The sequence below is a fragment of the Microbacterium sp. MRS-1 genome (assembly GCF_000585455.1).
Classification (GTDB): domain Bacteria; phylum Actinomycetota; class Actinomycetes; order Actinomycetales; family Microbacteriaceae; genus Microbacterium; species Microbacterium laevaniformans.
This window is the reverse complement of the sequence record NZ_JAUF01000049.1, coordinates 13,622-34,706: the sequence shown is the minus strand read 5'-3', so window position 1 is coordinate 34,706 and position 21,085 is coordinate 13,622. Positions and strand designations below refer to the sequence as shown.

The 21,085-nt window shown below is 71.4% G+C and carries 23 protein-coding genes and 1 pseudogene; 12 read left to right on the top strand and 12 right to left on the bottom strand.

Annotated features, from left to right (window positions below; genetic code table 11):
• The 4 genes from AS96_RS09725 to AS96_RS09710 all read right to left on the bottom strand — a co-directional run.
• Positions 1-1,013: DUF222 domain-containing protein (locus AS96_RS09725; protein ID WP_231477216.1), on the bottom strand; the 1,013-nt coding region annotated here is incomplete at its 3' end.
• Between the two features lie 185 nt (positions 1,014-1,198).
• Positions 1,199-2,551: an MFS transporter gene (locus AS96_RS09720; RefSeq protein ID WP_036289004.1), complete on the bottom strand. Its 1,353-nt coding sequence runs from the start codon at positions 2,549-2,551 to the stop codon at positions 1,199-1,201.
• On the bottom strand, positions 2,548-2,997 hold the full coding sequence (locus AS96_RS09715; protein ID WP_155947552.1) for a MarR family winged helix-turn-helix transcriptional regulator: 450 nt from the start codon (positions 2,995-2,997) through the stop codon (positions 2,548-2,550). Before AS96_RS09715 ends, AS96_RS09720 begins: the two co-directional genes overlap by 4 nt.
• 78 nt (positions 2,998-3,075) lie before the next feature.
• Positions 3,076-4,695 carry a DHA2 family efflux MFS transporter permease subunit gene (locus AS96_RS09710; RefSeq protein WP_036288999.1) on the bottom strand — a complete coding sequence of 540 codons (1,620 nt, stop codon included), beginning with the start codon at positions 4,693-4,695 and terminating at the stop codon, positions 3,076-3,078.
• 59 nt (positions 4,696-4,754) lie between these two features.
• Between AS96_RS09710 and AS96_RS09705 the strand changes: the two genes are divergently transcribed.
• The 6 genes from AS96_RS09705 (at position 4,755) to AS96_RS15715 (ending at position 9,070) form a co-directional block, all read left to right on the top strand.
• Positions 4,755-5,636: an alpha/beta fold hydrolase gene (locus AS96_RS09705; protein ID WP_016464195.1), complete on the top strand. Its 882-nt coding sequence runs from the start codon at positions 4,755-4,757 to the stop codon at positions 5,634-5,636.
• A 63-nt stretch (positions 5,637-5,699) separates the two neighbouring features.
• Positions 5,700-6,749 carry a lipoate--protein ligase family protein gene (locus tag AS96_RS09700; RefSeq protein ID WP_036288997.1) on the top strand — a complete coding sequence of 350 codons (1,050 nt, stop codon included), beginning with the start codon at positions 5,700-5,702 and terminating at the stop codon, positions 6,747-6,749.
• On the top strand, positions 6,746-7,639 hold the full coding sequence (locus AS96_RS09695; RefSeq protein ID WP_051498828.1) for a DNA-methyltransferase: 894 nt from the start codon (positions 6,746-6,748) through the stop codon (positions 7,637-7,639). Before AS96_RS09700 ends, AS96_RS09695 begins: the two co-directional genes overlap by 4 nt.
• 39 nt (positions 7,640-7,678) lie before the next feature.
• The gene (locus tag AS96_RS15920; protein WP_288119694.1) at positions 7,679-7,828 is read left to right on the top strand and encodes a carboxylesterase family protein; all 150 of its coding nucleotides are present in this window, start codon (positions 7,679-7,681) and stop codon (positions 7,826-7,828) included.
• Between the two features lie 97 nt (positions 7,829-7,925).
• Positions 7,926-8,381: a carboxylesterase family protein gene (locus tag AS96_RS15720; protein WP_331280311.1), complete on the top strand. Its 456-nt coding sequence runs from the start codon at positions 7,926-7,928 to the stop codon at positions 8,379-8,381.
• On the top strand, positions 8,276-9,070 hold the full coding sequence (locus AS96_RS15715; RefSeq protein ID WP_231477215.1) for a carboxylesterase family protein: 795 nt from the start codon (positions 8,276-8,278) through the stop codon (positions 9,068-9,070). Before AS96_RS15720 ends, AS96_RS15715 begins: the two co-directional genes overlap by 106 nt.
• On the opposite strand, the gene AS96_RS09685 is transcribed toward AS96_RS15715, so the two are convergent.
• From AS96_RS09685 to galT, 4 genes and pseudogenes are all read right to left on the bottom strand, one after another.
• Positions 9,043-9,735 carry a YdcF family protein gene (locus AS96_RS09685; protein WP_231477214.1) on the bottom strand — a complete coding sequence of 231 codons (693 nt, stop codon included), beginning with the start codon at positions 9,733-9,735 and terminating at the stop codon, positions 9,043-9,045. The two genes, AS96_RS15715 and AS96_RS09685, sit on opposite strands and share 28 nt — an antisense overlap.
• Positions 9,732-9,827: pseudogene (locus AS96_RS15280) on the bottom strand (alpha/beta hydrolase); the annotation flags it as partial. The gene AS96_RS09685 and the pseudogene AS96_RS15280, both read right to left, overlap by 4 nt.
• A gap of 55 nt (positions 9,828-9,882) precedes the next feature.
• Positions 9,883-11,082 carry a galactokinase gene (gene galK / locus AS96_RS09680; protein ID WP_036288991.1) on the bottom strand — a complete coding sequence of 400 codons (1,200 nt, stop codon included), beginning with the start codon at positions 11,080-11,082 and terminating at the stop codon, positions 9,883-9,885.
• Positions 11,079-12,275, bottom strand: coding sequence for a galactose-1-phosphate uridylyltransferase (gene galT / locus AS96_RS09675; protein ID WP_036288989.1), 1,197 nt, complete (start codon positions 12,273-12,275; stop codon positions 11,079-11,081). The genes galK and galT overlap by 4 nt, the downstream gene beginning before the upstream one ends.
• A gap of 55 nt (positions 12,276-12,330) precedes the next feature.
• Between galT and AS96_RS09670 the strand changes: the two genes are divergently transcribed.
• Complete coding sequence (locus tag AS96_RS09670) at positions 12,331-13,341, top strand: LacI family DNA-binding transcriptional regulator (RefSeq protein ID WP_036289029.1); 1,011 nt, start codon at positions 12,331-12,333, stop codon at positions 13,339-13,341.
• A gap of 107 nt (positions 13,342-13,448) precedes the next feature.
• Positions 13,449-13,754, top strand: a complete 306-nt coding sequence (locus tag AS96_RS09665; protein ID WP_231477212.1) for a hypothetical protein — start codon at positions 13,449-13,451, stop codon at positions 13,752-13,754.
• Positions 13,755-13,893: 139 nt separating this feature from the next.
• Here AS96_RS09665 and galE read toward each other — a convergent pair whose 3' ends face one another.
• On the bottom strand, positions 13,894-14,871 hold the full coding sequence (gene galE / locus AS96_RS09660) for a UDP-glucose 4-epimerase GalE (RefSeq protein WP_036288987.1): 978 nt from the start codon (positions 14,869-14,871) through the stop codon (positions 13,894-13,896).
• A 68-nt stretch (positions 14,872-14,939) separates the two neighbouring features.
• On the opposite strand from galE, the gene AS96_RS09655 reads away from it, so the two are divergent.
• The 3 genes from AS96_RS09655 to AS96_RS09645 all read left to right on the top strand — a co-directional run bounded on the left by AS96_RS09655 (position 14,940) and on the right by AS96_RS09645 (position 16,577).
• Positions 14,940-16,037 (top strand): glycerate kinase, encoded by a 1,098-nt coding sequence (locus AS96_RS09655; protein WP_036288986.1) that lies wholly within the window; start codon positions 14,940-14,942, stop codon positions 16,035-16,037.
• Between the two features lie 79 nt (positions 16,038-16,116).
• A complete protein-coding gene (locus tag AS96_RS09650) occupies positions 16,117-16,359 on the top strand; it encodes a hypothetical protein (protein WP_036288982.1) in 243 nt (80 codons plus the stop codon).
• Positions 16,356-16,577, top strand: a complete 222-nt coding sequence (locus AS96_RS09645; RefSeq protein ID WP_036288980.1) for a hypothetical protein — start codon at positions 16,356-16,358, stop codon at positions 16,575-16,577. Before AS96_RS09650 ends, AS96_RS09645 begins: the two co-directional genes overlap by 4 nt.
• Positions 16,578-16,655: 78 nt before the next feature.
• Here the strand turns inward: AS96_RS09645 and pgm are convergent, their stop codons facing one another.
• Together pgm and AS96_RS09635 are read right to left on the bottom strand one after the other, a co-directional pair.
• Positions 16,656-18,299 (bottom strand): phosphoglucomutase (alpha-D-glucose-1,6-bisphosphate-dependent), encoded by a 1,644-nt coding sequence (gene pgm, locus AS96_RS09640; RefSeq protein WP_036288977.1) that lies wholly within the window; start codon positions 18,297-18,299, stop codon positions 16,656-16,658.
• A gap of 33 nt (positions 18,300-18,332) precedes the next feature.
• Positions 18,333-18,968, bottom strand: a complete 636-nt coding sequence (locus AS96_RS09635; protein ID WP_231477210.1) for a hypothetical protein — start codon at positions 18,966-18,968, stop codon at positions 18,333-18,335.
• A 23-nt stretch (positions 18,969-18,991) separates the two neighbouring features.
• Here AS96_RS09635 and pheA point away from each other — a divergent pair, with 23 nt between their 5' ends.
• Positions 18,992-19,975, top strand: coding sequence for a prephenate dehydratase (pheA, locus tag AS96_RS09630; RefSeq protein WP_005054570.1), 984 nt, complete (start codon positions 18,992-18,994; stop codon positions 19,973-19,975).
• 17 nt (positions 19,976-19,992) lie between these two features.
• Here pheA and AS96_RS09625 read toward each other — a convergent pair whose 3' ends face one another.
• Entirely contained in the window at positions 19,993-21,072 is a 1,080-nt protein-coding gene (locus tag AS96_RS09625; RefSeq protein ID WP_036288975.1) for an LLM class flavin-dependent oxidoreductase, read from the bottom strand.
• Between the last annotated feature and the right edge of the window lie 13 nt (positions 21,073-21,085).

Genomic DNA, 21,085 nt, shown 5'->3' with positions numbered 1-21,085 from the left:
GCCGGGTCGATGGGGCCGTGACCTGCGAGCATGGCAGGTCCGCCCGCCGGGTCTCCGGCGAGGGTCAATGCGGGGACCGTCACCTGGATGCGGGCGCGGATGGCGTCCAGGCCCGCACCGGTGGCCGTCGTTGATGGTGCTGCGGTCAGCAGGAGGTCGCCGAAGACGTCGGCGCGGACCTGCGCGAGGGTGCGGCGCTCCGCGTCGGCGGATCGGCTGGTGACGACGGTGTCGGCATCGTCGCCTCGGGCTCGCCGGGGCTCGCCGCACGCATCCTTGGAAGTGTCGGTGTCGGTGTCGGTGTCGGTCCGGTCGACGATCGTCCGCGCGCGTGTCGTGAGCGAGTCGTAGATCGCGTACGCGATCGGCGCGGGCAGATCGGCGATGAGTCTAGCCATGCCGTCGTCGAGGTCGAACAGGCGCACGGACCGCTCGTCCGTTGCCCGGTGCACGGCGTCGTCGAACGCCGCCGGGTCGATGGTCGCCGCGATGGCTTTCGCCGCCTGGGTCATCCGCGAGGGAGATTCCGTCCGTGCCGTCTCGAGCGCGAGGGTTTCGAAGCGGGCGCGATCCTCGCTCGTCCGCAGCACCGCGCCCGCTCGCGCGATGGCCCAGGCATGGCTTGCGTCGATCTCGCCGTCGGCCCATGACGCGTGGGTGCGAGGAAACAGCGTGGTCAGCAGATACGCCTCGGACATCCGTCGCTGCACGCCCCGGTCTGAGGCGCGCATCGCCATGCCCAACTCCAGCGCCACTTCCCGAAGCGGCAGGTCCGCGTCGCTCGACCGGAGGGGTGAGCTGCCCCGCTGCTGAGCTTCTTGTCGCAGCAACGCGGTCCGATCCGCGACCAGTCCGACCGCGTCGGCCAGCAGTCGAGCTTCCTCGGCCTGGACTTCGGCTATCCGCCGCCGCGCATCCACCACATCGGCGACCAGCCGGTCCAGCGCCGGCCACGGCGTATCGAGCATGCGGCCGATGTCGGCCACGTCTTCCCGGTTCGCGCTCACGTGCATCATCCCCTCGCTCCGGACAGGCCGGAAGCGCTGAACCCGCATCAGGATCGGGGGATACGCGGGGCTTCTCTCCTTCAATAATAGAACAAAGATTCGAATATTGCAATGGACAATTCGCACACGTCGTGATTCGCGACGGGGTGCGATGCATGATGGGTGGCGGCAGAGGCCGGTTCGTGGTGGTGCTACCGCCGTGTCGGATCGGGAAGCGAGATCGGCGTCGTTCCCGCCACCTCGTCGCTGAACTCCTCCGGGGTCACGATCGACAGGGGCCGGGTCTCGTCCAGCGAGAGGGCGAAGCGGCGCGACTCGTGACGGTGCAGGCGCCCCGACCACAGCAGCCATCCGAAGCCGCCGGCGAAGGCGACGAATGCCGCCGCGGCCCCCAGCAGGATGGCGGCACGCGCCCCGTACTCCGCGGCCACCCAGCCGACGATGGGAGCGCCGATCGGCGTGCCGCCCATGAGGATTGCCATGTACAGCGCGAGCACGCGCCCGCGCAGCGCTGGATCGGTCGTCGTCTGCACGTAGCCGTTCGCCGTCGTCAGCGTTGTGACCACCGAGAACCCGGTGAACATCAGCGTGATGGCGTACAGCCAGTAGTCCGGCATGAACGCCGAGACCGTTCCCGCGACCGCGAACATGCCGGTGCCCACGATCACGAGACGCATCCGCGCACGATCCCGCCGGGCGGCCAACAGGGCCCCGGCGAGTGAGCCGATGGCCAGGATCGAGCTCAGCAGCCCGTAGCCGTCGGCATCCCGTCCGAACTCCAGGGCCATCGTCGAGGCGAAGATCGGGAAGTTCATGCCGAACGCGCCGAGCAGGAACACCATCACGAACGTCACCATGAGGTCGGGGCGGCTGCCGACATAGCGGAAGCCGTCGGCCAGACGCGATGCCCCGGGCGCCGTGATGCGCGGCACGAGTTCCTCGGAGCGGATCAGCCGCAGAGCCACGATCATCGCGAGGAACGTCACCGCGTTGACCAGGAAGACCCAGCCGGTGCCGACCGCGACGATGACGACGCCGGCGGCGGCGGGTCCGATCATCCGGGCGCCGTTGAAGGATGCCGCGTTCAGCGCCACCGCGTTCGAGGCGTTCTCGCGGTCGACGAGATCGGACACGAACGCCTGGCGCGTCGGGTTGTCGAAGGCGGCCACGAGGCCCAGCGCGAACGCGAAGACGTACATGAGGGACAGTGTCATGACGCCGCTGAGGATCAGGATGCCGATGGTAGCGCCGAGCACCAGCAGCGAGCTCTGGGTCACCATCAGCAGCCGTCGCCGCTCGAACTTGTCGGCGACCCAGCCGGTCACGCTCACCAGCAGCAGGGGAGGAGCGAACTGCAACGCCATGGTGACGCCCATCGCCCCCGCGTCGTTGTGCGTGAGCTGCGTGAGGACGACCCAGCTGAGAGCCGTGGCCTGCATCCACGCGCCGATGTTGGACACCAGGGCGCCGATGAACCAGACGCGGTAGTTGAAGACCGAGAAAGAGCGGAACATCGCATTCGACGCGCGGGTGGGCGAGCTCATCGGGCGGCCACCTCCCGCATCAGCTCAGCCGCCGAGCGCAGCAGCTCGCGCTGCGCCGGCGTCAATGCGGCCAGGGCGTCTTCGAGCCAGGAGTCGCGCCGGCGGACGGTCTCGTCGACCACCGCGCGACCCGCGTCGGTGAGCGCGATGTTGACCTTGCGGCGGTCGTCGGCGTCGGTCGTGCGCGTGAGGTAGCCCGATTCCTCCAGGCCGTTCACCGTGCGGTTCATCGACGGCGCCGACACGCGCTCCCGGTCGGCGAGTTCGCCGAGGGTGTGCTGCCCGTGCACCGACAGAGCGGCCAGCACGGCGAACTGCGCGTCGCTCATGGTGTCGACCGCCCGCTGGGAGCGAAGCCGTCGCGCCAGACGGAAGGTCGCCATGCGCAGTTCGGCGGCGGGTGTGGAGAGGTCGGGTGCGGCGGGGGCGGGCGTCTCGGTGCTCATGCTGATACTTAGCATAGCTCATTAGTCTTGCTAAGTATCACGTGGACGGTGTCAGGCGGATGCCGCCGGCGCCGGTTCTCAGCTCCGCACGAACGACTCCTCGGCATCCGCTGTTGCGCGCCGCCGCTCGCGGCCCAGCGGAATGGTCGCGAGAAGTCCCACCACCAGGAAGCCGGCCGCGGTGAACGCCGACAGTCGCGTCGCATCGGAGAACGCCGCCTTCGCGTCGGCGGCGATCGGCGCGGTCGCCGGGTTCGCGGCAAGGCCCGCGATGGCCCCGCCGGAGCTGTCGACCACCGCCGACACGATCTGATCGCGCTGCTGCGGCGGCAGGCCGCGGTCGTCGAGCGACGACGACAGGATGCCGGCGGTGCCGGTGAACAGCACCGTTCCGAGGATCGCGATCCCCAGCGCCGAGCCGACCTGTCGGGCCGTCGACTGGGTTCCCGACCCCTGCCCGGACAGCTCGACCGGCACGTCCTGCAGGATGACCCCGGTCAACTGTGCCGTCGCGAGTCCCACGCCGAAGCCGTAGACGAACAGCGCAGGCAGCAGCAACAGCCAGGCCGACTGCGTCCCGGCATCCGCGCCGACGACGAGGCCTGCCGCGACCACGCCCACGATCTCGGCGACGAGTCCGGCGCGGACGATCAGCACGGCGCTGACCTTGCCGCTGGAGGCTCCCGCGAACCCGCTGGCCACGAACGAGCCCGCGGCGAGCGCGATGAGGATGAGGCCGGTCTGCAGGGCGTCGAATCCGAGGACGAACTGCAGCCACAGCGGCAGCGACAGGATGATCCCGAACTCGCCCAGCGCCACGACGAGGGCGGCGATGTTGCCGCTGCGGAAGCTCGCGATGGAGAAGAGGCGGGGATCGAGCAGGGTCGGTCGTCCCCGACGCGCCTGGCGCCGCGACCACGTCACGAAGCCCACCGCCGCCAACAGTGCCAGCGCGAAGGCGACCGGTACGGGCGAGACGGAGAACGGCCAGCTCCAGCCGGCGACGGTGAACGGGGCGTCGACGTCCCACCATCCGAGGGTGCGGCCTTCGATCAGTCCGAAGACGAGCGCTCCGAAGAGGAGGACCGACAGTACCGCGCCGAGCGCGTCGATCGCGGGCGCGTTCTGGGCGCGCGACTCGCCCACCGCCCACAGCACGCCGATCGCGATGATCACGCCGAGGGGGATGTTGATGCCGAAGGCCCACCGCCACGAGAACGAGGTCGTCAGCCAGCCGCCGAGGAGGGGCCCCACCGCCGCCATTCCGCCGATCGTCGACCCCCAGACCGCGAAGGCGATGCCGCGCTCACGACCCTGGAAGGTCGCGTTCAGCAGCGACAGCGTGCTGGGCAGCATCATGGCGCCGCCGACGCCCTGCACGAGACGGGCGAGGATCAGCAGGTCGCCCGTCGGCGCGAACGAGGCGATCACCGACGCGACCGCGAACAACGCGACGCCGATCAACAGCAGGCGTCGCCGTCCGATGCGGTCGGCGAGCGACCCGAACAGCAGCAGCAGCGCGGCGAACACGAGCGTGTACGCCTCCTGCACCCACTGCACCTGTGTGGAGGTGATGCCCAGGTCATCGACGATCGCCGGAATCGCGACGTTGACGATCGTCGAGTCGACGATGATGAGTGCGACCGCGAGGCTGATGAAGACCAGACCGATCCAGCGGTGAGACGTGACGTCCTTCATGAACGGCTAGCTTATCTAGCAATTTTCCGGCTGCCAACCGCCGGTCCTAGACTCGGGCCATGGCAGCGGCGCAGCGCGAGGAACGTTCCTTCATCGATCCTCACGGCATCCGCACCATCTACGACGTCTACGAGCCGGGCGGCGACGCCGCCCGCGTCCGCGGCGTCGTGCAGATCCTCCACGGCGTCGGGGAGCACGCGGGCCGCTACGCCCACGTCGCCGAGGCGCTCACGGCCGCCGGCTATCTCGTCTACGCCGACGATCACCGCGGGCACGGGCGCACCGGCCTGGAGCAGCACGGAGGCGACGTGCGCCGGCTGGGTCGACTCGGCCCCGGTGGGCTTCGGGCCGCCGTCGCGGCCTGCGCTCAGTTGAGCAGCATCATCCGCGCCGACCACCCCGGGCTGCCCCTCATCCTCGTCGGGCACTCGTGGGGCTCGTTCCTCGCGCAGATGCTGCTCGACCGGCATCCGCGGGACTACGACGCCGTCGTCCTCACCGGTTCGGCCCTGCGCTGGCCCGGAGCCCTGAACTCGGGTGACCTCAACGCGCCGTGGAAGGCGCCCGATGCGATGGGATCGGAGTGGCTGTCCTCCGACCTCGCGGTCGGCCGCGCGTTCCTCGACGACCCGCTGACGACCTCGGAGCCGCTCGCGAAGCTCTTCGGGCCGCTCGACACGCTGCGCCTGATCGGCAAGCCCGCGAAGAACCTTCCCCGCGACGTGCCGCTGTTGCTGATGATCGGGCGCGACGACACCGTCGGCGGTCCGCGCAGCATCCACCGTCTCGCCGAGGCGTACCGGCGGCGCTCCGGCCTCACCGACGTCACGACACTCATCTACCCCGACATCCGCCACGAGGTGTTCAACGACGTGACACGCGACGAGGTGATCGCGGACCTGATCGCGTGGATCGACCGGCACCTGCTGCACGCGGCGTGACGGCCCGATCGCGTCGCGCCGACGGTGCGCCGGAGGGCTGCCTCGACCTCGTACGCTGGAGTCATGCACGGGGAGTACAAGGTTCCGGGCGGCAAGCTCGTCGTCGTCGACCTCGAGGTCGATAGCGGGCACATCGCCGATTTCCACCTCGCGGGGGACTTCTTCCTCGAGCCCGACGACGCGTTGGCCGACATCGACGCCGCCGTCACCGGGCTTCCCGTGGAGACGGATGCCGCGGGCATCGCGGCCGCCGTCCGCGGGGCGCTGCCCGACGGTGCGCAGCTGCTCGGGTTCACGCCCGAGTCGGTCGGCACGGCCGTGCGCCGGGCGCTCGTGACCGCTCCCGGCTGGCGCGACTTCGAGTGGGAGGTCGTGCACGAGAAGGCGGTCTCGCCCGCCATGAACCTCGCGCTCGACGAGGTGCTCACGACGCGGGTGGGCGAGGGGCGACGCAAGCCGACCCTGCGTATCTGGGAGTGGAACGAGTCGGCCGTCGTGATCGGCTCGTTCCAGTCGTACCGCAACGAGGTCGACCCCGAGGGCGCGGCGCGGCACGGATTCGACGTCGTGCGGCGCATCTCCGGCGGTGGCGCCATGCTGATGGCGGCGGGCTCGATCGTCACCTACTCGCTCTACGTGCCAGCCGCGCTCGTCGCCGGCCTCACCTTCGCGGACTCCTACGCGTTCCTCGACGACTGGGCCCTGCAGGCGCTGCGCTCGCTCGGCGTGGATGCCGTGTACCAGCCGCTCAACGACATCGCCTCGCCGGCCGGAAAGATCGGCGGCGCCGCGCAGAAGCGGCTCGCGAACGGCGGCGTACTGCATCACGCGACACTGTCGTACGACATGGACGGTCAGGTGATGACCGAGGTGCTGCGCATCGGCCGCGAGAAGCTCAGCGACAAGGGCACCGTCTCGGCGGCCAAGCGCGTCGACCCGCTGCGGAGCCAGACGGGACTGCCGCGCGAGGCGATCATCGAGCGGTTCATGCAGACGTTCTCCACGCTCTATGGCGCCGAGCCCGGTTATATCACCGAAGAGGAATATGCCGAGGCCGAGGCGCTCGTCGAGGAGAAGTTCTCCACCGACGCCTGGCTGCACCGCGTTCCGTGACCCACGCACCGGCATCCGGCACCGTCGACGTTCCCGGCGCCGTCGAGATCCACCACGGCGACAACCTCGCGGTCGCGCATGCTCTGCCGGATGCCGCGTTCACCCTGATCTATCTCGACCCACCGTTCAACACGGGGCGTCTGCAAGGCAAGGCGATCGAGTCCGCGGACCGCAGCGGCGTGCGCGGCGAGGTCAAGACCGGCTTCCGGGGCACGAGCTACGCGCGCCTGCGCGGCGATCTGCGCCGCTACGACGACCGGTTCGACGACTACTGGGAGTTCCTCGAGCCGCGCCTGCGCGAGGCGTGGCGGCTGCTGGCCGACGACGGCACGCTGTACGTGCACCTCGACTACCGCGAGGCGCACTACGCGAAGGTGCTCCTCGACGCGCTGTTCGGCAGGGAGTCGTTCCTCAACGAGCTCATCTGGGCCTACGACTACGGCGCCAAGAGCCGCCGCCGGTGGCCCACGAAGCACGACACGATACTGGTCTACGTGAAGGATCCACGCGGGTACTGGTTCGACTCGGATGCCGTCGACCGAGAGCCTTACATGGCCCCCGGGCTCGTCACGGCCGAGAAGGCGGCCCGGGGCAAACTCCCGACCGACGTGTGGTGGCACACGATCGTGCCGACCAGCGGCCGCGAGAAGACGGGCTACCCCACGCAGAAGCCCGAAGGCATCCTTCGTCGGATCGTCCAGGCGTCCAGCCGACCCGGTGACCGCGTGCTGGATCTGTTCGCCGGCAGCGGCACCACGGGGGCGGTGTGCAGCGCACTGGGGCGAGACGCCGTGCTCGTCGACGACAACCCCGAGGCCATCGCGGTGATGCGCCGGCGCATGCCGCATGCGCGCATCGTGACGGCCGAGCCGCGACCGCCCGTGCCGTGATCGACTCCGGCCCCGATCGGGCCGTGCCATGATCCGACCGTGCAGAGCGATCCCGAGATCCTGATCACCGCCGGACGTGTGCGCGGTCGCTGGCGGACGGCGGCGGACGGGAGCCGTTCGGCCGCGTTCCTCGGCATCCCGTTCGCGGAGCCGCCGGTGGGAGAGCGGCGCCACGGCGCAACGCGGTGACCCCGGGATCACCCTCATCCCCGAGCCCAGCATCCCCGACGACGGCACGCTCAACGTCAATGTCGTCACGCCCGACCCGGGAGCCGCCGGGCTTCCGGTGCTCGTGTGGATCCACGGCGGAGGCTTCTTCTCCGGCTCGCCCGCCAGCCCCTGGTACGACGGCCGTGCCTTCGCGCGCGACGGCGCCGCGACCGTGACCATCTCGTACCGCCTCGGTGTGGACGGTTTCGGTCACATCGACGGGGCGCCGTCCAACCGCGGCGTGCGCGACTGGCTCGCGGCGCTGGAGTGGGTACAGGAGAACATCGCCGCCTTCGGGGGCGATCCGGCCCGCGTGACGATCGCCGGCCAGTCGGCCGGAGGCGGTGCGGTTGCTGACCCTCCTCGGGATGCCGTCGGCGCAACACCTGTTCCACCGGGTGTGGTCGCTGTCTGCCGCTCTCGGCGATGTGGAGCCCGAGCGCGCTCGGGCTCCACATCGCCGCGATCGCCGCCGCAGCCGGGGTCTCCGCCGACCGCCACGGGTTCGCGTCGATCCCCGAGGAACGCCTGATCGCGCTGCAGAAGCAGGCGACCGCGATCGATCCGAAGGCGGCGGCGCAGATGCTCGCTGCCGGGTTCGCCCTCGGTCCCGAGATCGACGGCGAGCTGCTGCCGCGCACGACCGGCGCGTCGTTCGCGGCCGGCGTGGGAGCGGACAAGCCGCTCGTGCTGGGCACGACCGACGACGAGTTCACGATGATCTTCGCGCGCGCGGCCCGGGCGATGCGCTGGGTGCCCCGGAGCATCGTCCTCGGTCGTCTCGGGCTGGAACGACGACGGCGCCGCGCCTACCTCGCGGCCAACCGCGACGTCGCCGCGCACGGGACGGCCCGCGTCGCCGGTCGCTATCTCACCGACCGCATGTTCCGAGAGAAGAACGTGCAGCTCGCGGATGTGCGCGGTGCGGCGCCCACCTGGATGTACCGATTCTCGTGGCCGTCGGGGCGCTTCGGATTCGCGGAGCACTGCCTCGACGTGCCCTTCTTCTTCGACTGTCTGGATGCCGAGGGCATCGCCCCGCTGGCGGGCGATGCGCCGCCCCCGCAGCTCGCCGACGCGGTGCACGCCGACGCGGTCGCGTTCGTCGCCGGCGGCGATCCCGGATGGACCCGGTGGAGTGCGGCGCAGGCGGCGCGGATCTACGACGTACCGGTCTCGGAGCGGGTCGGCGCCTACGCCTCGGTGGCGCCGCTGCGCTGAGCACCCGAGACGGCGTCCTCGCCGGCGCGCACGCCGATGACCGCTCGGTTCGCGACGGCCATGGCGGCGGCGCGGCCGGCCGAGCGCGCCGCGACGAAATCGTAGAAGGTGAGCGCGAGTCGCAGGGGGCCGAGCTCGAGCGGGCGGAAGTCGCGGGTGCGGCGAAGACGCGCCCACAGGTGCGGATCGAGCTCGCGCAGGTAGCCGCGGGCGCGGTGGGCGTGCGCCGTGTTCGAGGCGATGCGGATGGTGCGGGCCTCCCGCAGCCACGGCAGGCTGAACGACAGGTTCTCCCGTGTGCTCTCGGCCGCCGACTCGATGGCGACGGCATCCGGCGGCACGCCCAGACGAACAGTCGCGTGACGCGCCATCACCGCCGCCTCCGGTTCGGTTCCGCGTACGGTGCCGCCGGAGAAGACGAAGAGTGCGTCGGGCGGTGCCGAGCGCACCGCGATGCGCGTCCGCCATGCCTGCAGGGCGTTCAGTCGACCGTCCGCCCGCGAGCGGAAGCCGAGCACGAGCACGACGTCGCGCCCGCTGGCGGGGCCGGCGGTGGGGGCCGTGGGATAGTCCGCGCGCGAGGTACGCCACGCCTGCACCTCACCGAACGCGAGCACCGCCGCACCCGCCGCCGCGACCCACGGCATCCATCCGAGGGCTCTCACGTGCTCAGGAAGGCGAGCAGCGCCTCGTTCACCTCGGCGCCGTGGGTGCGCAACAGCCCGTGCGGGGCGCCGTCGATCTCGACGTAGGTGAGCGAGGCCACGAGTGCTCCTTCCGGGATGCCGCGGATCGACCTCCCGCCCTCGACGCTACCCGTCCCGGCGCGCGCCGTCCGAGGGATGCACGGTGAACACGTGCGCAGCGCCGAAGCCCGCGGCGGCGAATGCCGCGGCGACACGGGCGGTCGCCTCATCGACCAGTTCGCGGTCGATGAGCGCGATCGCGGCGCCGCCGAAGCCGCCGCCGGTCATGCGGGCGCCGACGGCCCCTGCTGCGCGCGCGGTCTCCACGGCCAGGTCGAGCTCGGGCGTGGAGATCTCGAAGTCGTCGCGCATCGACGCGTGCGACGCGTCGAGAAGCGCGCCGATCGCCCGCGGTCCCTCCGCGCGCAGCAGGCGCACGGCGTCGAGCACACGCTGGTCCTCCGTGACGACGTGGCGGACGCGCCGAAAGGTCACGTCGTCCATCAGCGCACGGGCGCGGTCCAGGTCGGCCGGCACGAGGTCGCGCAGGGCCGCGACGCCCATGATCTCGGCTCCGCGTTCGCAGGCCTCGCGGCGCTCGCCGTAGCCGCCGGTGGAGTGCGCGTGGCTCACGCGGGTGTCGATGACGAGCACCTCCAGACCGGCGTCGGCGAACCCGAGCGGCACGACATCGGCCTCCAGCGACCGGCAGTCGAGGAAGATGCCGGCGTCGGCGCGGCCGAGCATCGACGCCATCTGGTCCATGATCCCGGTGGGGGCTCCCACCGCCAGGTTCTCGGCGCGGCGACCGGCCTGGGCGAGATCCACCGGCGAGAGGGAGAGCTGCCACACGTCGTTGAGAGCGGATGCCGTGGCGCCCTCGATCGCCGCCGATGACGAGAGCCCTGCGCCGACGGGGACGTCGGAGGCCAGAGCGATGTCGACCCCGGTGAGGGCGTCGGCGTCGCGGCCGGCGGCACGCGCGGCATCCCGTAGTGCCCACGCCACCCCGAGCGGATAGCGCGCCCACTCGACGATCTCGTCGCGATGGTCGGGGAAGAGGGCGTCGAGGTCGGCCAGCGCGACCTCGACCGGCACCGGATCGAAGGTCGACACGACGCGGATGCGGCCGTCGTCGCGCGTACCCAGCGCCGCGATCGTGCGGCCGTCGATCGCGAAGGGGAACACGAAGCCGTCGTTGTAATCGGTGTGCTCCCCGATGAGATTCACCCGTCCCGGAGCCGACCAGTAGCCCACGGGCGCTGCGCCGGTGAGCTCGCCGAACAGGTCGTGCGCGTCGGTGCGTGGTGTGGCCGTGGTCGTCACAGCTGGACTCCTTCGATGGCGGATCGCAGCCGGTCGGCCGCGGTCTCGGGGGGGACGTCGCCGATCCAGGCGCCCATGGCGGCTTCGGATCCGGCGAGGAACTTGAGCTTGTCGGCCGCGCGGCGCGGGCTCGTGATCTGCAGGTTCAGGCGCACCGTGTCGCGGCCCACGTGCACCGGGGCCTGATGCCACGCGGCGATGTAGGGCGTGGGGTCGCCGTAGAGGGCATCGATGCCGCGCAGCAGGCGCAGATAGATCGGCGCGAGCTCGTCGCGTTCGGCGTCGTCGAGGGCGGCGAAGTCGGGCACGTGGCGGTGGGGAAGCAGGTGCACCTCGAGCGGCCAGCGGGCGGCGAACGGCACGAACGCGGTCCAGTGCTCGCCCCGCAGCAGCACGCGGGGGCCTGCCTGCTCGAACGCGAGGATACGAGCGAAGAGGTCCGGTGTCGTCCGGTCGATCGCGTCGAGGAGTCGGGTCGTGCGCGGGGTGATGTACGGATACGAGTAGATCTGGCCGTGGGGGTGCTGCAGCGTGACACCGATCGCCTCGCCGCGGTTCTCGAACGGGAACACCTGCTGCACGCCGGGCAGCGCCGACAGGGCCGCCGTGCGGTCGGCCCACGCCTCGATCACCGTGCGTGCGCGTGTCGGCGTCTGCGTGCCGAACGAGCCGCTGCGCGCCGGTGAGAAGCAGACGACTTCGCAGCGGCCGACGCTCGTGCGGGTGCGCCCGAGGCCCAGGTGTGCGAGGTCGTCGAGTCCGCGCGGAGGGTCGGATGCCGCGGGGGCGTCTCCGGTCGCCTCGGACAGTGCCGGGCCGAAGGAGGGCGAGCGGTTCTCGAAGACGGCGACGTCGTAGTGCGAGGGGATCTCGGACGGGTTGGTCGGGGTCTGCGGGGCGAGTGGATCGAGTTCGGCGGGCGGCAGGAAGGCGCGGTTCTGTCGGGCGGCGGCGACGGAGATCCAGTCTCCCGTGAGGATGTCCTGGCGCATGGTCGCCGTCGCCGGGCGGGGGTCGAGGCTGCGCGTGTCGAGGGCGCGATCGGGGCCGAGGGTCGTGTCGGGGTCGTCGAAGTAGATGAGGTCGCGCCCGTCGGCGAGGCGGGTGGGGCGCTTGACGACGCCCGCGCCGAGCGGCGTCGCGGGAGCCGTCGGCGGTGTCGCGGGGGCGAGGTGAGGAGGCGGCTCCGGCATGTTCACGATAACACGATACGGCTATGTGCGTGCTATCGTCAACGCGGAGGTCGGGATGGGACACAAACGCGCGTCGATGGCGGATGTCGCACGGATCGCGGGGGTGTCGGCGCAGACCGTCTCTCGTGTCGTCAACGCCAGCCCGCGGGTCGACCCCGCCACCCGCGCCCGCGTCGAGGAGGCGATGGCACGCAGCGGCTACCGCATCCACCGCGCCGCCCGGGCCCTGCGCACGGGGAGGTCCGGCACGATCGGCGTCGTCGTCTCCACGCTCGCGACCGTCGGAAACTCGCTCATGCTCGAGGCGGTGACCGATGCCGCCGCCGAACGCGAGCACGACGTCGCGGTGGTCACCCTCGGCTCCGGAGACGCCGCCGAAGCGCTCCAGCGGCTCAACGAGCAGGGAGTCGACGGCGTGGTCGTCATCAATGAAGCCTCCGCTCTCGTCCGCTCGGCGGATCTGCCGACCGCTCTTCGACTCGTCGTCGTCGACTCGCCGCCCGACGACCGGTTCGCCGGCGTGGAGACCGATCATGCCGGGGGAGCGGCCGGCGCGACCGCGCACCTGCTCGCACTCGGGCACGCCACGGTCGCGCACATCGCCGGGCCGACGACCTCGTATGCGGCCGCCGAGCGCGAGCGCGGATGGCGCTACACCCTCGAGGCGGCGGGGCGTCCCGTCGGCGCGCTCGTGCGCGGCTCGTGGAGCTCGGCATCCGGCTACGAGGCAGCCCAGACGCTCATCGGCGACGGCGCCGTCGGCACCGCCCTGTTCGTCGCCAACGACCAGATGGCCCTCGGGGCGCTGCGCGCCCTCGCCGAGCACGGTGCGCGGGTGCCCGAAGACGTCAGCGTCGTCGGATTCGACGACGTCGACGACGCGGCCAACTACCGCCCTCCTCTCACGACGGTGCGCCAGCACTTCGACCGGCTCGGCGCCCAGGCCGTCGCCGCTCTTCTCGACGAGGGCGACGACCTCGAGTCCACCTCGGCGACCGGGGCGACCCGCGCCGTCATGCCGGCTCCCCTCATCGTGCGCGACAGCACGGGCCCCGCGCCGGTCTGATCGCGGGACGACGTTCGCGAGGTCAGTCGACGGCGACGGCGCGGATCAGTGCCGCGGCCTGCGGCCGCAGCACCGCGCGGCGGGTCGAGATCGACGGCGCGCCGCGCGTGCAGAGCGCGCGCTTCGGCGACGTCTCCGCCGTCAACGCGGTCGTCACGACCGACGACGACGGCACGAGCGTGTTCTTCGTGAACCGCTCGGTGTCGGATGCCGCGGAGCTCGTGATCGATCTGCGCGAACTCGACGCGGCATCCCTCGCCGTCGTCGAGTCGTGGATGATCACCGATGCCGATTACCGGGTCGCCAACCCGGACCGGGTGAGGCAGCAGTCGCTGGAGGTCATCCGTCAGGGCGACGAGCTGCGCGTGTCACTGCCGGCCGTCTCGTGGGCGGTCATCCGCTTGACCGCCTGAGACGGCGTTTCGACTCGTCGCTGCGCTCCTCGCTCAACGACCGGAAAGCACCGCTTCCCGCGTTCGTTGAGCGAGCGCCGGTCGTTGAGCGAGCGCCGCGAGTCGAAACGCAGAGTCGAAACGCAGCGCCGCGCCGGGATCAGTGGGCGGCGCGGCGCGCCTCCCAGCCGGTGCGCACCATCTCGTCGACGGTGTAGCGGTTGGTCCAGTCCAGGTCGCGGGCGGCCAGCTCCCCGGTGGCGACGATGCGGTCGGGGTCGCCCGGGCGGCGCGGACCGATCCTCGGCGTGAAGTCGATACCGGTCACGCGGGCCATGGCATCCATGATCTCGCGCACGCTCAGGCCGTTCTGCGACCCCAGGTTGTACGCGGCCTCGATGGGCTCACCCGCCTCGAGTCGCTGCGCCGCGACGACGTGCGCGGCCGCGATGTCGCCGACGTGCACGTAGTCGCGCACGTTGGTGCCGTCGGGGGTGTCGTAGTCGTCGCCGTTGATCTGCGGGGTCTCGCCGGCGAGCAGCTTCTCGAACACGATCGGGAAGAGGTTGTGGGGGCTCGTGTCGTACACCGACGGGTCGGCCGAGCCGACCACGTTGAAGTAGCGCAGCGACGTGTGGCGGAGGGGCTGCTCGTCGGATGCCGTCGCCACGCCCTGATCGCGCAGCAGCCATTCGCCGATGAGCTTCGACTCGCCGTACGGCGACGCGGGGCGCTTGGGAAGGTCCTCGGTCACCAGCGGCACGTCAGGGGTGCCGTAGACCGCGGCCGAGGAGGAGAAGACGATGTTGTGCACACCGGCATCCGCCATGGCCGCCAGCACGACGCGGGTGCCCTCGACGTTCTGCTCGTAGGTGTGCAGCGGGCGCTGCACCGAGACGCCGGCGTACTTGAATCCGGCGACGTGGATCACGCCCGTGACGCCGTGTTCGCGCATCGTGTCGGCCAACAGCGCGCGATGCAGGATCGTGCCCTCCACGAACGGCGCGCCCTTGGGCACGAACGACGCGTGGCCGCTCGAAAGGTCGTCCACGACGACCGGGGCGATGCCCGCCGCCTGCAGGGCGCGCACCACGTGCGCACCGATGTATCCCGCTCCGCCGGTCACAAGCCACGTCATGTGTCCATCCTGCCCGATGCGAGCCGGTGACCGATGCCGCGGGCCGGTGAACGCGTAGCATCGCGCCCATGACCCGCGTCGTCCTCGCCCCCGACAGCTTCAAGGGCTCGATCCCCGCCGCCGCGGCCGCCGCCGCACTGCGCGATGGGTGGCGGTCGGTGCGACCGGCCGACGACGTGGTGCTGCGGCCGATGGCCGACGGGGGAGAGGGGACGTTGGACGCGTTCGCCGCTGCCGTCCCGGGCGCGACGCGGATGCCGCTCACGGTCACCGGGCCCGCGGGAACGCCCGTTGACACCGCATGGCTGCTGCTGCCGGACAGCACCGCGGTCGTCGAGCTCGCGGCGACGAGCGGGATCGAACTGCTCGGCGGCCGGTTGCGTCCCTGGGACGCGTCGACGCGCGGGTTCGGCGAGGCGATCGCCGCCGCGCTCGAGCACGGTGTGGCGCGCCTCGTCCTCGGCATCGGATCGAGCGCGTCCACCGATCTCGGCGTCGGTATGCTCTCGGCGCTCGGTGCCGGGTTCGTCGACGGCGCCGGAGCCGCGGTGCCCGACGGCGCCGGCGGGCTGGCGGCGATCGCCCACGTCGACACCGCTGCGCTGCGACAGCCTCCTGCCGGCGGCATCGTCGTGCTCTCCGATGTGACCACTCCGCTGCTCGGTCCCTCGGGTGCGGCCGCGGTCTTCGGTCCGCAGAAGGGCATCGACGACGTCGCCCGCGCAGAGGCGGGTCTCGCGCACGCCGCGTCGCTGTTCCCGCTCGATCCGATGGTGGCGGGCGCGGGCGCGGCGGGAGGCACCGGCTTCGCCCTGCTGACCTGGGGTGCGCGGCTCGTCTCGGGCGCCGAGGAGATCGCCCGCCTCGTGGGGCTGGTCGAGGCCGCCGCGACCGCCGATCTCGTCGTCACGGGTGAGGGGGCCTACGACGATCAGTCCGCGGCCGGAAAGGCCCCCTCCGTGGTCGCCGCGGCGGCCGGTGCGGCCGGAGTGCCGACGGCGCTCGTCGCCGGACGGGTCGCCCCCGCGGCGGATGCGACCGCGTTCTGCGCGGCGATCGCGCTCACCGACCTCGCCGGGTCGGCGGACGCGGCGCTCGCCGATCCCGCACGGTGGCTGCGCGCCGCCGGGGCGCGGCTCGCAGCGGGCGTCGCACGCGTGGCCTGATGAGGGGGCGCCGCGGCGCCGCGCACGTCGCGTGTTGACGTCAACATCGCGACGGCAGCGGCATCTGCGCCCCCCCGTTGTGACGATCACCCCCAACCCCGCCTACGCCTCCGAGCCCTTCAAGGGTTGGGGGACGAGCCTGGTCTGGTTCGCGAACGCCGCCGGCGGCTATCCGGAGGAGGTACGTCAGGACCTCCTCGACAAGGTGTTCGGCGAGAAGGAGCTCAACCTCAACATCGCCCGCTACAACATCGGCGGCTGTTCTCGACGCCGCGAGCCCTCGGCACCGCAACCGTCTCGGCAGCGGGAACGATCGCCGTGACCGTTCCGACGGATGCCCCGGCGGGCGCGCACCGCCTCGCGGTGACCGACGCCTCCGGAGCGGTGATCGGGTGGTACGCGGTCACGGTGACGGCAGCGCCGACGGCGCTGGCGACGTCCGGCGCCATGGCCCCGTTCGGTGTGGCTCTGGCCATCGCCATGCTCCTGGTCCTCGCCGGCGCGGCGCTGGTCCTGCGTCGGCGGCCCGCGCGAGGCTGAGTGAGCGGAAGCGGCCCCGGTCCCTCTCTGTGAGGGGCCGGGGCCGCTTCCGTTCGTGCGGTCAGCGATCGGTGCGTGTCACGCGTCGCCCAGCGCGGCCGCGACGACGGCGCGGGCTTCGGCCTGCACGTCGCGCAGGTGTTCCTCGCCGCGCAGCGACTCGGCGTACAGCTTGTAGACGTCCTCCGTGCCGGAGGGGCGTGCGGCGAACCAGGCGTGTGCGGTCTGCACCTTGAGGCCACCGATCGCGGCGCCGTTGCCGGGCGCGTGCGACAGTTTCGCGGTGATCGGCTCGCCGGCGAGCTCGGTCGCGGTGACCGCCTCCGGGGCGAGCTTGGACAGGGCGGACTTCTGCGCCGGCGTCGCCGGGGCGTCCACGCGCTGATAGGCGGAGGCGCCGAACTGGGCCTCCAGCTCGGCATAGCGCTGCGACGGCGTCTTGCCGGTGACCGCGAGGATCTCCGCGGCGAGAAGGCACAGGAGGATGCCGTCCTTGTCGGTCGTCCACACCGAGCCATCGAAACGCAGGAAGGAGGCTCCCGCCGACTCCTCGCCGCCGAACGCGACCGACCCGTCGAGAAGGCCGGGAACGAACCACTTGAACCCGACCGGCACTTCGAGCAGGCGCCGACCGAGCGCCGCAGCGACCCGGTCGATGATCATCGACGAGACGAGGGTCTTGCCGACGGCGGCGTCGGCCGCCCACTGTGGGCGGTGCGCGTACAGGTAGTCGATCGCCACTGCCAGGTAGTGGTTCGGGTTCATCAGCCCGGCATCCGGCGTCACGATGCCGTGGCGGTCGGCGTCGGCGTCGTTGCCCGTGAGGATGTCGTACTCATGGCGTCGCGCCACGAGTGCGGCCATCGCGGACGGCGACGACGGGTCCATGCGGATCTTCTCGTCCCAGTCCAGTGTCATGAAGCGCCACGTCGGGTCGACCTCGGGGTTCACGACGGTGAGATCGAGCCCGTAGCGCTCGCCGATCAGCTGCCAGTACTCGACCGAGGCGCCGCCCAGGGGGTCCGCGCCGATGCGCACGCCCGCCTTCGCGATGGCGGCGACGTCGATGATGCTGCCGAGGTCGGCGACATAGCCTTCACGGAAGTCGTACGAACCGAGGGTGTCGGCGTCGATGTCCTTGAAGGGCGTGCGCCGCACGCCCTCGAGGCCGGCGGCGATGAGGGCATTGGCGCGGTCGGCGATCCAGCCGGTGGCATCGGTGTCGGCCGGGCCGCCGTGGGGCGGGTTGTACTTGAAGCCCCCGTCTCGCGGCGGGTTGTGCGAGGGGGTGACCACGATGCCGTCGGCGCGAGCGGGGTCGTCGGCGGCCAGATCGCGGTTGTAGGTGAGGATGGCGTGGCTGAGGGCCGGTGTCGGCACCCACGAATCGCGGGAGTCGGTACGGACGTCCACACCGTTGGCGACCAGGACCTCCACCGCCGTCCGCTCTGCCGGAAGCGACAGGCCGTGCGTGTCGCGACCGAGGAAGAGCGGACCGCTGATGCCCTGCGCCGTGCGGTAGTCGACGATCGCCTGGGTGGTCGCGAAGATGTGGTCCTCGTTGAAGCTCGTGCTCAGCGACGAGCCGCGGTGGCCGCTCGTGCCGAAGGCGACACGCTGTTCGGCGACGGCCGGATCGGGCTTGAGGTCGTAGTAGGCGGCGATGAGCTCATCGATGTCGACGAGGTCGGAGGCTTCGGCTGGCTGTCCTGCGCGGCTCATGTCCACAGTCTGTCACTGCCGCGGCGCCCGTGCTCACTCTCGGTGCAGGACCGATGTCGCCGTGCTGTCGGACAGCTTGTTGATGAGCGTGAGCGTGTCGGGCTTGCACCCGTACTTCGCGTCGCTGATCGGCGCGACCGAGATCTGCTGGCTGATGGCGCCGGCATCCGTGCCCTTGCCGTCGATCGTCGCGACGATCTCCAAGCCCGACGTGTCCTGGGTCTGGCTGCCGATCCCGTTGCCGGTGACCGTGTAGGTTCCCGTGATCGAGCCCTTGAAGTTGATGAGGATGGTCGTTCCCGACACGTTCGCGGTGACCTGCTCGGCCGGGGTCCACTTGTAGGTCCCGTCCTTGCGGAGGATGAGATCCGCGGTGCCGACGGGAGTGAACTTCGCACCGGATCCCGCCATGAGCGAGTTCACGTCGTTGTAGAACGCGGTGACCTGGTCCTGGCCCATGTGCCACGCGCCGACGAGGCAGGCGAGGTCGGCCGTGGGCGACGGCGAGGGCGTCGCCGTCGGAGTGGGCGTCGGCGTCGGGGTTGCGCTCGCAGAACCGGTCGGCGTGGGCTGGGTCGCCGGCTTCTCCTCGACGGGGGCGCATGCGCTCAATCCGAGCGCGAGGACGGCGGCGGTGACGACGGCGAGGGGGGAGAATCGGCGGATCACCCCTTCAGCGTAGGCTGTCACCCGTGACTTCCGCGCCTTCGCCGACCGGGGCGTCTGCGGCATCCGTGCCCGCGCGCCGTACCTACAGCTATCTCGGACCGGCCGGAACCTTCACCGAAGCGGCGCTGGCGCAGGTGCCCGAAGCGCGCGATCAGATCTGGCGTCCGGTGCGCAATGTCGCCGAAGCGCTCGCCGATGTCGTCGAGGGCCGGTCGGATGCCGCGATGATCGCGATCGAGAATTCGGTCGACGGCGGAGTGTCCACGGCGCAGGATGCGCTGGCCACGATGCCCGGGCTGAGAATCATCGGTGAGTATCTGGTCCGCGTGAACTTCGTGCTCGTCGCCCGCCCGGGAACCCGCATCGAAGACGTCACCCTCGTGGCCGCGCACCCGGTCGCCTACGCGCAGTGCCTGCGGTGGCTGTCGGCGCATCTGCCCGACCATGCGCACCTGCCGGCGTCGAGCAATGTCGCCTCGGCCGTGGACATGCTGGAGGGTGTGAGCGACGCGGATGCCGCGGTGGCGCCGCCCGCGATCCTCGAACACCACGACCTTCAGCTGCTCGCCGAGGAGATCGGCGACAATGCCAACGCCGTCACCCGTTTCGTGCTGGTGGGCCGCACCGTGGCGCCGCCCGCGCCGACCGGCGCCGACAAGACCTCGCTGATCGTCGAGCTGCCCGAGGAGTACCCGGGCGCGTTGATGGAGATGCTCGAGCAGTTCGCCACGCGCGGGATCAACCTGTCGCTGCTCGCCTCGCGACCGATCGGCGACGCCCTGGGGCGCTACCGGTTCGTCATCGACGCGGACGGGCACATCCAGGACGAGCGCATGGCCGACGCGCTGCTGGGCCTGCGGCGGTTCAGCCCGAAGATGATCTATCTGGGCTCCTATCCGCGTGCCGACCGCGCGATCGTGCACTATCCGGAGCGCTATTCGGATGAGGTGTTCGTCGAGGCCCGCGACTGGCTGCGCGCGCTCATCTCCGGGGCACCGGAGGCCTGAGCTTCCCGCCGCGCGCCTCAGGCCGCGAGGAGTTCCAGCGTCTGGACGCGGCCGGTCGCGGCGTTCATCGCCTCCCCGTCGTATGCACCCGACACGGGCGAGACCATGACCTCGTCGACGCCGTGGCGAGCGGCGAACGCCGACAGTGCGGCACGCGCCTCGTCGCCCGTGCCGACGAACCAACGCCGCCGGAGGGCGTCGATCAGGGGCGCGGCGAGACGGTCCTCCGCCTCCGCCGCCGCGGCCTGCTCGACGCTCTCCAGAGCCGTGAGCGGGCGCCCGCCGCGCAGACGCGCCATCATGCGTGCCTGCGGCAGCATGCGCTCCTCGGCCTCGGCCGTGGTGGCGGCGACGACCGCGTTGGCGGTGAGGAAGGTGCGGGGCGCGTCGAGGTGCGCCGAGGGCTGGAACTGGCCGCGATAGAGGTCCAGTGCCCGCTCGAGGCCCTCGCCCGAGAAGTGGTTGGCGAACACGTAGGGCAGCCCGAATGCGGCCGCGAGCTGCGCCGAGTAGTCACTCGATCCGAGCAGCCACACCTCGGGCGCGCCCGTCGCCGCCGGCGTCGCGTGGATGCCGTAGCGGTCGTCGTCGCCGGCGCGGCCCGTGAGGCGCACCGTCGCACCCTCGGGCGACATGAGCGCGCCGATGTCGCGCACGTGATCGGGGAAGCGGTCGACGTCGCTGGAGGTGCCGCTCATGCGCAGCAGCTGGGTGATGACCGGGTCGCTTCCCGGAGCCCGCCCGAGGCCCAGGTCGATGCGGCCGGGAGCGATCGCTTCGAGGGCGGCGAACTGCTCCGCGACGACGAGGGGCGCATGGTTCGGCAGCATCACGCCGCCGGAGCCGACCCGGATGCGCGACGTGCGTGCGGCGGCGGCGGCGATCAGCACGGGCGGGGTGGTCGACGCGACAGCCGGCATGTTGTGGTGCTCCGCGAACCAGTAGCGGCGGTAGCCCAGATCATCGGCGCGCTGTGCCAGAGCCAGCGAGGCGGCGACCGCCTGCGTGCTGGTCTGGCCGGTACGGACGGGTACGAGGTCGAGAACAGAGAGCGCGGGAGACATCGACGGAGACAACCCCGCGACCGCCCGCCGCATTCCACAGCCGGGA

What these genes read in the sequence shown, in the direction of transcription:
- AS96_RS09720 (WP_036289004.1), bottom strand. Translation starts at nt 2,551, where the DNA reads ATGAGCTCGCCCACCCGCGCGTCGAATGCGATGTTCCGCTCTTTCTCG.
- AS96_RS09715 (WP_155947552.1), bottom strand. Translation starts at nt 2,997, where the DNA reads ATGAGCACCGAGACGCCCGCCCCCGCCGCACCCGACCTCTCCACACCC.
- AS96_RS09710 (WP_036288999.1), bottom strand. Translation starts at nt 4,695, where the DNA reads ATGAAGGACGTCACGTCTCACCGCTGGATCGGTCTGGTCTTCATCAGC.
- AS96_RS09705 (WP_016464195.1), top strand. Translation starts at nt 4,755, where the DNA reads ATGGCAGCGGCGCAGCGCGAGGAACGTTCCTTCATCGATCCTCACGGC.
- AS96_RS09700 (WP_036288997.1), top strand. Translation starts at nt 5,700, where the DNA reads ATGCACGGGGAGTACAAGGTTCCGGGCGGCAAGCTCGTCGTCGTCGAC.
- AS96_RS15715 (WP_231477215.1), top strand. Translation starts at nt 8,276, where the DNA reads ATGTGGAGCCCGAGCGCGCTCGGGCTCCACATCGCCGCGATCGCCGCC.
- galT (WP_036288989.1), bottom strand. Translation starts at nt 12,275, where the DNA reads ATGCCGGAGCCGCCTCCTCACCTCGCCCCCGCGACACCGCCGACGGCT.
- AS96_RS09670 (WP_036289029.1), top strand. Translation starts at nt 12,331, where the DNA reads ATGGGACACAAACGCGCGTCGATGGCGGATGTCGCACGGATCGCGGGG.
- galE (WP_036288987.1), bottom strand. Translation starts at nt 14,871, where the DNA reads ATGACGTGGCTTGTGACCGGCGGAGCGGGATACATCGGTGCGCACGTG.
- AS96_RS09655 (WP_036288986.1), top strand. Translation starts at nt 14,940, where the DNA reads ATGACCCGCGTCGTCCTCGCCCCCGACAGCTTCAAGGGCTCGATCCCC.
- pgm (WP_036288977.1), bottom strand. Translation starts at nt 18,299, where the DNA reads ATGAGCCGCGCAGGACAGCCAGCCGAAGCCTCCGACCTCGTCGACATC.
- AS96_RS09625 (WP_036288975.1), bottom strand. Translation starts at nt 21,072, where the DNA reads ATGCGGCGGGCGGTCGCGGGGTTGTCTCCGTCGATGTCTCCCGCGCTC.